The organism is Novosphingobium sp. PC22D (genome assembly GCF_002556635.1).
Lineage (GTDB): Bacteria > Pseudomonadota > Alphaproteobacteria > Sphingomonadales > Sphingomonadaceae > Novosphingobium.
The window spans coordinates 115,350-127,740 of sequence record NZ_MWMO01000005.1; the positions used below are offsets into that span (position 1 = coordinate 115,350).

The window sequence follows — 12,391 nt, forward strand, 5'->3', positions numbered from 1 at the left end:
CAATCTGGGGTAACGCTGGGGTTACGGTTTCGGGAAAAGACGGTCAAGATTGAGGCGGCTTGGTTAAGCGAAATGTCACACAATTGTTTGTTTTATATGAATTAATGATGCTGCGTTAAGGTCGGAGAAAACACACCCCCACAGATTTGTAATCAGGGGGCCGCGGGTTCGAATCCTGCAGCCGGCACCATTTGGCGCCTTCTTTGGGGCTTCCCCCTTTATCGTTTCTTCCGCCGGCCTAATTGCATTGCCGGCGCTTCGACATCGCTCGTTGGGGAGATGGTTGGCTCTATTCCCCTCCACCACCTTTAACCATCATTGGCGCCTGCGACAGCTCGCCGAGCGGCACCGGCACGCTTGTGCTGACATGGCCGAGGTTCCGCGTCCGTCGCTGCCCATAAGCAGGTGGCATCGCTCGGAAGGCGCGGACGCGGGGGCAATGAAGTCGCAGGCCAGCGGCTGCTGGACCAAACCCGACCGGCCAAAGCGTTAGATATTCGCGCCAAAGCGAGAAGTCGAAAAACCTGAAGAAAAGTTCGAATGCCAGTTTTCATGCAGCAATTCAATGGCGTCGCTGCCTGAACGTTCGTACCTTTGTCGTACACGACTCCTCGGCAGATACCCAGCGACCGTGATCGACTTAGCCTCGGGAGCCCCTGAACCCCGCTCCCGAGGCTTCTTTTGATCTGCGTCCAGGCTTAGACAGCTTCCATGCCGTGACATCGTGGCGCGTCACCCATGGCTTCACGACCGCATCCGGCCGCCGATCATGCTTTGTCCGCGCGATCGCCTCAGCGCGTTTCGCAGCCATGGCGCAAGAAGGATCGGCACGGCGACCAAGAGCGTGAGGCTCATCCACAGCGCCAGCGGATCGCCGGACGCCTCGCCGGGCATGTCCAGATGTGCGGCGCATGCGGCCGCGATCATGAAGGCGGTGAGCGCACGCAGCGCTGCCGAGAGGTTGGAAACCTTGCACGGCGGCACCGCAGCCAGCACAGTGACGAGCGTCCCTGCAACATAGGTGGCGGCCGCGGAATTCGGCCAGATCGCCGCTGCCAGCGCGGACCCCGCCAGCGCCGCCGGCTGCCCCCACAGCACCGCGATCCAGAGCCGTTCCAGACGCGGCGAGTGCAGCCCCTTGGCCTGCCGCCGCTCGAACCAGATGGTCATGCCCGTGGCGGTGATCCAGCACAACGCAAATCCCAGCAGGACATAGAGCAGGCGCATGGCAAGTCCGCCGAACTTGCCGACGTGCAGCGGATAGAGCGCGGCCTGAAGCTGCTTGCCCGTGCTTCCATCCGTAAATCCGGCCTTGATGAATTGCCTGCCGTCCCCGACGGGATACCACGCCTCGCCATTGGCGAGATCGTACGGCGCATCAGTGCCGATCTCGATCGACCGGTCCCGCCTTCCGGCGCGCTGCACGAGCAGAAAGTTGACGCGCGCCGGAGCCGCCTTGCGTTCGACTGCGCGCACCATGGCCGCGATGTCCGGATAGGGCTCGGCCCCATGCCGGACGGCCGCCGCGGGCGGCGCGAAAAGCTCGGCCCGCGCGCCTCCTTCGCCGGGGGAAAGCTGGGCAAGCAGCGGCCAGGCAAAGGCCATGAGTGCCAGCGCAGCCCCGGTCAACGCAATGCCCGCGTGAAAGGGCAGAGCCCACACACTCATCCGGTTGTGGAGGTCGGCCGCCTCCAGCCGCTTCGAGCCGCCGAGCCGCAGGCGAAACGCGTCCCTGAAGATGCGGCCATGGGCCATAACCCCCGTCCCGACGGCGGCGAGCAGGGCAACGCCGGATACCGCGATCAGCAGCCGTCCCCAAGGGAAAGGCAGGTGCAGGCTGTCGTGCAGACTGACGAGGAATGTCGTCCAGGGCGTTGTCGCCGGAGCGACCGGAACGCCATCGGCGTTGGTCCAGCCATGCAGCGTTCCGGGCACGCGAACGCGCATACGCGCCAGTTCGTCCGTTGGGCCGAACACCATGACGGTCGCGTCCGGATCGCGCGCCTGCTCGATGCCCGCCGCCAGTGCCGCCGCGAAAGCCTGCGGATCGGCCGCCTCGACCCGCGGCGCCCCGGGCTGCTCCCAGCGCTTCCACTCGGGCGCGAGCATGCTCACCGTCCCGGTCAGACAGACCTGATAGATCAGCGCCCCGAGTACCAGCCCGAGGAGCGAATGGGCGCGCAGCGCCTGCGCGATCAGGCGGCGATAGCCCGTCGGCCCCATTCTGTCGGACCTGCTCATGCGAATTGCCGGGCGGTGATGGCGGCCGCGGCAATGCAGGCCGCGAGAAACGTCGCCGCCGATGCGCGCGCCGGCCTGCGACTGCCGAGAATCCAGCCGGCCAATGCCGCCCAGACCAGCGGGAACGAGAGGACGGCGAAAATCAGGCGCGGCTCCATGTCCCCCGGCAGCCAGACGGCCACGGCAACCGTGGTGGCCAACGCGGCCGCCAGCGCGCAGACCGCCGCGCCCGACCAGCGCATGGTCAGGCGTGCCGATACGCTCGGATCGTCTGCCCCGGGCGGATGCGTCCTTGCGCGAAGCGGTGGACGCCGGGTGGCATTGACGGCCACCACCGCGAACGCGGGAACCGAAAGCGTCACGGCCAAGACGGCGACGGCGACTTCCACACTCGTGACGGCGGAGGCGAGCATCAGCGCGACCGGCAATGCCGCCCCGGCCAGGCCCAGCCACATCCCGCGCCGTTGCGGCCGCCCCCAGGCCAGCCGCAACGCCATCACACCGGCGGCGAGCGCAAGCCCCGACAAGATGGCCGGAAAGAAAGCCGGCATCAGTATCGCGCTTGCAGCGTCACTCCGACCACCCGCGAGCGGCCCATCGTGGCGTAATAGTCCTGCACGCCCAGGCCGTAGTCGGTGCGGTCGAAGTAGGTGAAATACTGCTTGTCGAACAGGTTTTCGGCAAAGAGCATCAGCGAGATGTTGGACAGCGCATAGCCGACGCGGGCGTTGGCGATCAGGTAATCGCCCAGCTTGTCGATCGGCGCGTTCTGCATGTCGCGCGCGAGGAATGAGCCCGTGTACTTGACGTCCGCACCCGCGAAGAAGCCCTCGTCCGGCCGGTAGTCGACGCCGGCCGCCACTGACCAGTCCGGCGACTGCGGGAACGACAGGCCAGTAAAGTCGCCGAGACCGGCTGCATCGAAGTCGGTAAAGCGCGTGTTGACATAGCCGACCGACAGAAAGCCCGAGACGTCCGGAAGCGGATTGAGCTTCGCTTCGAGTTCGCCGCCATAGAGGCGCGATTTGCCCGCATTGGCGACGATCCGGGTCGTGCTGCCATCGGGGTTGATGTTGTCGAACTGGATCTGCTGGTCGGTCCAGTCGGTATAAAAGACGTTGAGCGACACGGTCCCGGTCGCGCCCATGGTGTGGCGCACCGAGCCTTCGTACGTCGTCGCCTTTTCCGGACCGAAGGTCATGACAATACCGTCGCTGTCGCGGGTGATGCCACCGGGCCGCCAGCCGCGCTGGAAGACGAAGCCGAGCTTCGTTTCGGGGGAGAGCGCGAGGTCGATCCCCAGCTTGGGCAGAAACTCGGTCTCGTTCCTTTTCCCGTCGTAATCGACGTTGGACACCGGCTGCGACATGTCGGCGTAACTGCGGCGCAGATGCGAGGCGAGCAGCATGTCCGTGTGATCGATCCGCCCGCCCGCGACCAAGCTGATCGGATCGGCCAGCGGTACGGTGACTTCGCCGAACAACGCATAGTTGCGCGCGCGATTGAGCAACGTGCTGTCATCCGTGCGCGTCGTGGCCCCGCGGGGGGTCGTGATCGTCCTGCTCGCGGCGCTGCGCGAGAAATTGTAGTAGAGACCGGCGACACCGCGAAGGCCGTTCGCGCCTTCGTAATTGAGCCGCAGTTCCTGCGTGAAGACGCGGTCCTTCTCGCCTCCGGTGGTCACCAGCGCTTCACCCGCTGTGCCGGCATTCACCGATCCGCGATCCGACTTGGTGTTCACCAGCGACGTGATCGACGACACGGTGACTTCGGGCGACAGCGTATAGGCGATGCGCGACGCGCTCGAATGGTTCTTCGTGCTGCGCACTTCCTGATAATACGGCGCGTTGAAATCGCCTCGCCTGTCCGCGAAGTCCCATCCCAGGCCCGGCCCGCCGATATCGTCATAGGCCGGGGAATCGTAGCTGTAGGCGTGCGACAGATTGATCGTCAGCCCGGGCAGCGGATCGAGCCGCACCTTGCCGCGAAGCTGGTAGTACTCGTCTTCGACCAGCTTGTCGTAGCGGTCATATCGCGTGAAGTCGGGATAGTTGGTCTCGCTGTCGCGCCGCTGGTATTCGGCGGCGAAGCGGAATGCCACGCGATCCTCCACCAATGGGCCGCCGAACGCGACGGCGGCTTCGCGCGTGTCGAGCTCGCCCGCGCTGAGGCGCGCCGCCGCGTCGTAGTCATAGCCCGGATCGCGCGTGTTCACGTAGATCGCGCCGGCCATCGCCGCGCGTCCCGTCAGCGTCGATTGCGGACCCCGAAAGACCTCGACCTGTTCGACATCCCAGAGCCCGCGCGCGCCGCGCCTCGTCCCCATCTTGGACTGTTCCGCGCCGTCGACGTAGAGCGCGGCCAGCGGAGCCCCCGAGACGAGGCCCTCCGAATTGATCCCGCGAATGATGAAGCCGGTATCCAGCCAGTCACCGTCCATCACGTTGCCCATGGTGCGGAAGGCTTCCCGGAAACTGGTGAGATCCTTTTCCCGAATGTCGCGCGCCGTCGTCACCGCGACGCTCGCCCGCGTATCGAGCAACGTGCGTGCCGCCTTCTGCCCGGTTACGATGATCTCGGGCGGCTTGATCCTTTCGGGAGTCGTCGCGGCAACGGTGCGTTCGTTCGCCGTGCGGGCGGCGGGCGCGGGCGCGGCCGGGCGTGACCTCGCGGGCGCGGGTGCCGGAGCCAGAACGTAGCCGCCCTTGCCGTCCGCGCGCGCCACGATACCGCTTCCGCGCAACAGGGCCTCGAGCCCTTCGCCGGGGGTGTAATTGCCCCGCAACCCTTGCGTGCGCCGCCCCCGCACGAGATCGGGATCGACCGTGATCATGATTCCCGCCTGACGGCCAAGCCGGGCGATCGCCGCGCCGAGCGAGCCGGCTGGAATGTCGAGCGCGATCTCCGCCCCGCTCTGCGCCCAGGCGGGCCGGTTCGGCACGACGGCTCCCGCGCCCGCCATTGCGACCAGCGCCGTGGCGTGAAGAAATGTCCGTGCGAAGTGCTGCATTGAAGAGAGCCCCTTTGAGGTTTCGTTTCCGCGATCCGGTTTCACGGAGCGGGACGGACGAAATCGGCAAACGGCTCAAAAAAAGTTCAGTGTGGAGGAACGGCGTTCATGTCGCGGGCCTTTTGGCCTGCTTGCCCTCGAGCATCCGCACGAGGCGGATCAGGCGCTCTCCGGCTTGCGTGAAGGTATCGAGAATACCTTCGTCGAGTTCGCCCGAGCCGTCGCCGCTCGCGCTCCTCAGGCGATCGGAGAGAAAGATGGCGAGGGCGCGGTAGAAACGCGCCGCCTTGGCCGGATCGCGCGCGAACTCCGCCAGCATCGCGTCGCGCGGCACCGCCAGCACCCGGCCGGCGCCGGCGGCACGCACATTCGCTTCGGGCGGGCGCTTTTCCACGAAGCTCATTTCGCCGGTCACATCGCCGAGTCCGAGCATCGCGAGATGCTGGCCAGACCGGGTGGTGACTTCGAATTCGCCTTCGGTAACGAAGAACAAATCGCGCACTTCGCGTCCCGCCTCGATCAAGGTTTCACCCGGGCAGAGGCTGCGCACGGCTCCCGAGGCAGCGAGGAATATGACGTCGCGGTCATCCAGTTCGCCCAGGATATAGAGCGCCTTGCGCATCGTCAGCCTCCCATGAGTTGGCGCCGGGCCAGCGCGGCGAAGTGCCCGTTTCGCTTCATCAGGTCGTCGAACGCGCCTTGCTCCACGAAGCGCCCGTCCTTGAGCACGCAGATGCGCGTCGCGTTGCGTACCGTGGATAGCCGGTGGGCGATCGTCACGCGCGTCGCGTCGAGCGAATCCAGCGTCTGCGCGACCCTCGCCTGCGTGGCGTTGTCGAGCGCGCTGGTCGCCTCGTCGAAGAACAGGATGCGCGGCTTTTTCGCCAAGGCGCGGGCGATGAGCATGCGTTGCTTCTGACCGCCCGAGAACATGCCTCCGCCCTCGGTCACGGGGGTGTGGATTCCCATCCCCATCATTGCCAGGTCGGGGCCGAGGCCCGCCGCTTCGGCGGCATCGAGGCAATCCTCGAGGCTGGCATCGGAGGGCCCTCTGATGTTTTCGAGAATGCTGCCGGCAAACAGCATCGAGCCTTGCAGGACGACACCGATCTGCGCGCGCATGCGCACGAGATCGAGGTGCGCGATTTCCTGCCCGTCATAGGCGATGGAGCCGACCCGGGGCGTCTCGAAGCCGAGCAGCAACCGCAGCAGGGTCGACTTGCCCGATCCCGAGCCGCCGACGATCGCGACGTGTTCGCCCGGTTCGACCCGCAAGTCGAGCCCATCAAGGACGGGCGGGGCGTCCTTGCCGTAGGCGAAGGTCACGGCGCTGACGTCGATCCGTCCGCTCAGCCGGCCCGGATCGCCCGCGCCGCGCGCACGTTCCGTCTCCGCCTCCAGCACCACGGCGGCGCGCTCTGCCAGCGGCTGCGCGGCAAGCAGGCCGAGCAGGCTGCTGCACAGGCCGATCAGCGTCGCCTGGAACATCCCGAAGCCGGCGAGGAAGGCGATGAAAGTCCCTGGTGCGATGCCGGCATCGGCAAAGCGGTTCGCCGCTGCAAACAGCACCATCAAGGTGGCGATGGCATAGGCCTGCGCGACGATGCCCACCGTTCTTGCAACCCGCTCGCCACGCACGCTCGCGAGCTGTCCGGCGACATAGGCCTCGCGCCAGCGCGCCAGGCCGCGCTTTTCGGCGCAGCCGGTGCGCAGCTTGGGCACGGCCTCGAGCAGCTCGTAAGTCATGCTCGCCACCTTGCCGTCGAGCGCGGCGGCCTCGCGCAGCGGACCGATCTGCAGCAGCCGGCCCACGAAAACGAGCGCAATGCTGACGAGGGAAAGCGCGACGGCCACCAGCGCCAGGCTCGCGTCATAGCTGTAGAGCAGCGCGAAATAGACAATCGCCATGATCGCGGTGAAGCTCGTCGAAAGGATGATCGATGAGACCAGTCCGCGCATCTGCTCGACGCTCTCGAGCCTCTGGTTGATATCGCCCGCGGGCAGGTCCCGGAACAGGCTGGTGGGCAGCGAGAGGACGTGATCCGCCAACGCGGCGGCGAGCCGCATTTCGCTTTTCGCGTCGATCCGCGCCAGCGCCAGCGCGTTAACCGCGCTGAACAGCGTGGCGAACAGCGCCGCCGCGACCAGCGCGATGCCGACGCCGACGAGTTGCCCGGTCGCGCCGGCGGGTACGAAATCGTCGAAAATCGCCGCTGTCGCGAGCGGTACCAGCAGACCGAGGCATGCCAGCACCACGCTACCCGCGAGGAACACCGGCGCGCCGACGACGACATCAGGCATGATGAACCGGCCAAGGTCGAAGAGACCGCGCACCGTGCGCGTAAAGGCCGGATGCAGCGACCACGCCGTCCGCGCGTAGGCGCCGCGATCGTCGAGGGCGATCGCCTCTCCGCTACGCCGCCGCCAGGCGCCGCGCTTCCAGCGAACACCCACGATCGCGCCATCGTTACGATGCAGCAGCATGGGAAGGCCTTCGCGGGCGGGCCATCGGCTTTCCAGTTCGATGCGCCGTGCGCGCAGGCCCGCCAACCGGACGATCGGCGCGAGGGCATCGAAAGACACATCGGCCGGGAGCTTCGCGTCCCCATGCTCGCAACCGAGCGCGGCGGCGAGCCAGGCCAGTTCCGCCCGCCAGTCTTCCGAGGCTTCATGCGAATCGAGCCGGCGTGCGACCAGGCGGTCCTGCAAGCGGCGGGCCTGCCGTGCCTCGACCTTCGCGAAGTGCGCGTCGAACCCGGCCATGGCTTCGCGCACGGCGGGAAGGGTCGCCTCCTCGTCCGGCGGAGGCTCGAAGGCGAAGTGATCGGCGAACCAGTGCCTTGCGCTCGAGCCGAGCCCCTCTGGGTCCTCGACCAAGGCCGCGCCTTCGCTCGAGACCAGGACGATCCGTCCCGGTGCGGATGCATCGGCGGGAAAGACGTGCTGCCCTTCCTCGACGATGGCGATCAGGCGGCGGCGCGCGGCGCTGACCCAATAGGCATCGAGCCTGCCGCGCACGACGCGCAGCGGCGGTCCGCCGGGCGGCAGCTCGCGCTGCGCAAAGGCATCGAGCGTGGTTTCCCCCCGCCCGCTCATGCTTCGAGCAACTCGCGATAGCGGCTCGACGCGGCGACGAGATCTTCGTGGCGGCCCCGCTCGACGATCCGCCCCTTGTCGAGCACGAGGATCTCGTCGGCATCGCGGATCGCCGAGAGGCGGTGCGCGATGATGATGCAGCTCATGCCGCGCCTGCGGATCGCCTCGAGCACGCGCACTTCGGTGAGCGGGTCGAGCGCACTCGTCGCCTCGTCGAGCACGAGGATCGCGGGATCGGTGGCCAGCGCGCGCGCGATTTCCAGCCGTTGGCGCTCGCCGCCCGACAGGTTGGCTCCGCCTTCGGCGATCGGTGCGTCGTAGTTGCCCGGACGGCCGGCGATCACGTCGTGGATCTGCGCGTCGCGGCAGGCACGCGCGATGTCCTGCAGCGGCAGGTCGGGATCGAACAGCGAGAGGTTGTCCTGAAAGCTCGCCTCGAACAGCATGATCGACTGCGGCACATAAGCGAGGCGCTGCGAGAGCATGTCGCGCGGCCATTCGTCCAGCGGCGTGCCGTCGATCCGGACGGTGCCCGAGATCGGCGCCTCGAGCCCGGCAATGATGCGCCCGACGGTGGATTTGCCCGACCCCGATGCCCCGACCAGCGCGATGCGGCGCCCCGGCGAGAGTTCGAGACTGAAATCCTGGATCAGCGGCGGATCGAGCGGGGCATAGCCGAACGTGACGTCGCAAAGCGTCAGCCGCCCACGCTGCAGCGCGAGCGCGGTCTCGCGCGATGAAGTGCGGAACAGTTGCGCCGGCTCCTGCGCGAGGACGTCATCCAGCCGCGAGGTGTAGGAGCGGATCTGCTGCAGCTCGGCGCCGAAGCCCGCGAGAGCGGCGACGGGTGCGGAAAAGCTTGCGGCGAGGCTTTGCAGCGCAACGAGTTCGCCGAGCGTCAATTCACCCGCGATCACCGCGCCGCCCCCGCCGACGAGCACCAGCGCCACCGCGAGCGCGCCGACCAGCAGGGGCATCGGGTCGAGCCAGGCGCTGATCCGAGCGATCGCCTGCTTGTGGTTGAAGGCATTCACCGCAAGGCCGAGCCAGCGCGCGAAGAGCATGTCTTCCGCGCCGCTCGCCTTGAAGGTCTCCATGTCCTTGATGCCCGCCACGCGCGCCCCCATCAGCTTGCCGTGATCGAGCGAAAGCTTGCGGTAACGCTCGGAGATCACTCGGCTGCTGAGCGCGAGAACGACGATGTTGAGAACGGCGAGAACCAGCACGCCCAGGGCAATCGGCCAGTGGTAGAACAGCATCGCCACGAAGAAGAACAGCGCCGTGATCATGCTCACCAGCGCCATGGCGAGCTTTCCGGTCAGCAGACCGGAAAGGCGCTCGTTGAGATCCACGCGATCCGCGATCTCGCCGGTGAAGCGCTGCGAGAAGAACGAGATCGGCAGCCGCATCATGTGATCCATCAGCCGCCCTCCGGTCGCGAGCGCCATCGCCAGCCGCACCGAGATCAGCGCGCGTGCTTGCAGCAGTGCCAGAACGAACTGAACGGCGGCGGTAAGCCCCATGCCGATCAGCAGCGCGGCGAGCCAGTCGTCGAGGCTCCTGACCAGCACGTAGTCGACGAAGATGCGCGAGAAGACCGGAAGGACGATGCCCGGCACCGCGAGCGCGAGGCTGACGAGGACGGCGAAGCCGAGTGGACCGCGCAGACCGTCAAATCGGCTCCTGAGCGAATCCGCAAGCGCAGGCCGGCGATCTCCGCTGACGAACTGCGGCCCGGGCGCGAACGTCAGGACAACCCCGGTGAAGGACTGCTCGAATTCTTCCATCGCCAGCCGCGCGCGCCCGTTCGCGGGGTCGTTGACCCAGACATGCCGCGCGTCGGCGCCTTCCACGACGAGGAAGTGATTGAAGTTCACGAACGCGATCACCGGCCTATCGAAGTCGACGAGATGCGCCATCTCGGCCTTGAACCCCTTGGCCTCCAACCCCAGCGTGCGCGCAGCGCGCAGGATCGAGGATGCCTTGGCGCCATCGCGCGAAACTCCGCAAAGCTGGCGCAGTTCGTCGAGCGGCAGATGCAATCCCCAGTAGCCGAGGATCATCGCCAGCGAGGCGGCGGCGCATTCGGCCGCCTCCATCTGCAGAACGACGGGCGTCCGGTTCGGCGAACGCGACAGGATTGCGGACACCGGCACTATTCCCCGCTGGGCACAAGCCAGTCGATCAGGCGCTTGCGGCGCACGGTCACGTTGCCCGCGGCAAGCGTGCCCACCTCGATGCCGCCTTCGGGTCCGTCGGAACTGGTCCAGGCGAAGCCGCTGGGCGCGGCCGGGTCACTGTCGAGCGCGATGCGCACCTCGACGACCGCGCCTTGGGCCAGCAGTTCTTTCACCAGAGCATCATTGCGCAAGGTGCGCCGCATGCCCGCGGGCGTGGCCGGAAGCGACGAGACCGAACGCACGGTGCCGGTGATCTGTCCGTAGACCGCGCGCTCCACGGTCATCGGCGCGATCTCGGCTCTCATGCCGCGTTCGATACGCTTGCCCTCCCCGGCGGGCACGTAGACGACGGCGATCAGACTGGACCGCCTGCCCGCGCGCGCCAGCGTGGCGATCGGAGAGCCCGCCGACACGACATCGCCGGGCGCGGCCTGCAGTTCGACCACGCGTCCGTCGGCCTGCGCGCGCACGACCGTCTGTTCCGCCACGAGAGCGGCAAGCCGCTCGCTCTTGCGCTCCAGATCGTTGAGCGCATTGCGTTCGTCGAGCAGCACGAGTTCGCCCTGCCCGGCCCGCCGCAGTGTTTCGATGCGGATTTCGTCGGCCTCGGCATCGAGCGAGGCGATGCGTTCGCGCACCGCGGCGACGGCGGCGTCAGCCTCGACCTGTTCGTCGCGGCGCACGAATCCGCGCGGCACGAGTTCGGCGATCCGCGCCGCGCGCTCGGTCAGGAGTTTCTCGCGCTTCACCAGTTCCGCCCGGGTACGCGCGATACCGGCCAGCCGATCGCGCGCGGCCTCGCGCTCGCGTCCGCTCTGGCCGAGATAGAAGTCCGACAATCGCGTCACCTTGGTGCGGGCCTGTTCGGTTTCGGAGCGCGTATCGCGTATCTCGCGCTCGAGATCGGCGCGCGACAGCGAGGCGACGGCATCGCCCTTCTCCACGCGGTCTCCGGGCGCGACCTCGACAGCCGTGACCTGGCCCTCGCCGTTGGCGACGACGGCGGAAAGCCCGGCCTCGTCGATCAGGATGCCTTGGCCGGAAATCCGCACCGGCGCCGTCGTCAGCGAGGCCCACACGAGCAGCGAGACCACCAGCGCGACGAATCCGGCAAGCAGCAGCCAGTCCGCGCGCGGCACGAGGCGCACGGGACTGTCCAGCGCTTCCGGATTCGCCATGCGATCCAGCGCTTCCTTCCTGAAAATCGAACCGCTCAGCCGGACTGCCCCCAGATCGCCACTGAATCGTCAACGCTCACAAGAGGTTGACCATCCTCGATTGTCAACCCGATGGCCGCTCCGCCAATCTTTCCAAATTTGCGCGATACAACGCGACTCAGATGCGCGTTCCGTACAATCGCCCATGGATGGTGCAGTATCGAGATCATGCATATCCTTGTGAAATACGCCTGATGCGCTGTTTTCCAAAGCCGGCCATCATGTGTTACGTAGCTTATGCTTTTCGGATTCCGGAATGCTGGGGGCGCTTCTCACAATCATCTTGTGGTTTTTACCACATTTCGCAGCGCGCGCCGTGGTTAGCCAACCCCCGTCGTCAAACGCAGATGGGAGCGATCGACATGACCAAGGAAACCAAGAAGAACCAGGACGAAATCACCAAGGCCGGCGCGGTCGAAATCGAGGAAAGCGATCTCGACAACGTTCAGGGCGGCGGCTTCAACGACTATCTGAAGGTCCCTCCCGTTGGCGGCAAAGGCTTCAAGGTTCAGAAATTCGAGGAGATCGATTTCGATTACTCGAAGAAGACCTTGAACCACATCAAGATCAAATACTGATCCGGTCGCGAGGGCGGTCCGCGCCGGACCGCCCTCGCCCATGCCGGACCTGCCGGGGCCGCGCCATGG

Annotated in this window: 8 protein-coding genes and 1 tRNA gene; 2 read left to right on the forward strand and 7 right to left on the reverse strand. The window is 66.7% G+C overall.

Annotated elements, in window-relative coordinates:
* The first annotated feature begins 53 nt into the window (after positions 1 to 53).
* A tRNA-Thr gene (locus B2G71_RS24080) sits at positions 54 to 190 on the forward strand.
* Positions 191 to 744: 554 nt separating this feature from the next.
* On the opposite strand, the gene B2G71_RS10265 is transcribed toward B2G71_RS24080, so the two are convergent.
* The 7 genes from B2G71_RS10265 to B2G71_RS10295 form a co-directional block, all read right to left on the reverse strand.
* The gene (locus B2G71_RS10265) at positions 745 to 2,241 is read right to left on the reverse strand and encodes a PepSY-associated TM helix domain-containing protein (protein ID WP_098105670.1); all 1,497 of its coding nucleotides are present in this window, start codon (positions 2,239 to 2,241) and stop codon (positions 745 to 747) included.
* On the reverse strand, positions 2,238 to 2,792 hold the full coding sequence (locus B2G71_RS10270; RefSeq protein WP_098105671.1) for a hypothetical protein: 555 nt from the start codon (positions 2,790 to 2,792) through the stop codon (positions 2,238 to 2,240). The genes B2G71_RS10265 and B2G71_RS10270 overlap by 4 nt, the downstream gene beginning before the upstream one ends.
* Positions 2,792 to 5,251: a TonB-dependent receptor gene (locus B2G71_RS10275; RefSeq protein WP_098105672.1), complete on the reverse strand. Its 2,460-nt coding sequence runs from the start codon at positions 5,249 to 5,251 to the stop codon at positions 2,792 to 2,794. Before B2G71_RS10275 ends, B2G71_RS10270 begins: the two co-directional genes overlap by 1 nt.
* 106 nt (positions 5,252 to 5,357) lie before the next feature.
* Positions 5,358 to 5,873 (reverse strand): cyclic nucleotide-binding domain-containing protein, encoded by a 516-nt coding sequence (locus B2G71_RS10280; protein ID WP_098105673.1) that lies wholly within the window; start codon positions 5,871 to 5,873, stop codon positions 5,358 to 5,360.
* Between the two features lie 2 nt (positions 5,874 to 5,875).
* The gene (locus B2G71_RS10285; RefSeq protein ID WP_098105674.1) at positions 5,876 to 8,347 is read right to left on the reverse strand and encodes an ATP-binding cassette domain-containing protein; all 2,472 of its coding nucleotides are present in this window, start codon (positions 8,345 to 8,347) and stop codon (positions 5,876 to 5,878) included.
* Complete coding sequence (locus tag B2G71_RS10290) at positions 8,344 to 10,497, reverse strand: NHLP family bacteriocin export ABC transporter peptidase/permease/ATPase subunit (protein WP_141521547.1); 2,154 nt, start codon at positions 10,495 to 10,497, stop codon at positions 8,344 to 8,346. Before B2G71_RS10290 ends, B2G71_RS10285 begins: the two co-directional genes overlap by 4 nt.
* 5 nt (positions 10,498 to 10,502) lie before the next feature.
* A complete protein-coding gene (locus tag B2G71_RS10295; RefSeq protein ID WP_098105676.1) occupies positions 10,503 to 11,705 on the reverse strand; it encodes an NHLP bacteriocin system secretion protein in 1,203 nt (400 codons plus the stop codon).
* An 86-nt stretch (positions 11,706 to 11,791) separates the two neighbouring features.
* Here B2G71_RS10295 and B2G71_RS23730 point away from each other — a divergent pair, with 86 nt between their 5' ends.
* Entirely contained in the window at positions 11,792 to 12,322 is a 531-nt protein-coding gene (locus B2G71_RS23730; RefSeq protein ID WP_141521548.1) for a hypothetical protein, read from the forward strand.
* The last annotated feature ends 69 nt before the right edge of the window (positions 12,323 to 12,391 follow it).

What these genes read in the sequence shown, in the direction of transcription:
- B2G71_RS10265 (WP_098105670.1), bottom strand. Translation starts at nt 2,241, where the DNA reads ATGAGCAGGTCCGACAGAATGGGGCCGACGGGCTATCGCCGCCTGATC.
- B2G71_RS10270 (WP_098105671.1), bottom strand. Translation starts at nt 2,792, where the DNA reads ATGCCGGCTTTCTTTCCGGCCATCTTGTCGGGGCTTGCGCTCGCCGCC.
- B2G71_RS10275 (WP_098105672.1), bottom strand. Translation starts at nt 5,251, where the DNA reads ATGCAGCACTTCGCACGGACATTTCTTCACGCCACGGCGCTGGTCGCA.
- B2G71_RS10280 (WP_098105673.1), bottom strand. Translation starts at nt 5,873, where the DNA reads ATGCGCAAGGCGCTCTATATCCTGGGCGAACTGGATGACCGCGACGTC.
- B2G71_RS10285 (WP_098105674.1), bottom strand. Translation starts at nt 8,347, where the DNA reads ATGAGCGGGCGGGGGGAAACCACGCTCGATGCCTTTGCGCAGCGCGAG.
- B2G71_RS10295 (WP_098105676.1), bottom strand. Translation starts at nt 11,705, where the DNA reads ATGGCGAATCCGGAAGCGCTGGACAGTCCCGTGCGCCTCGTGCCGCGC.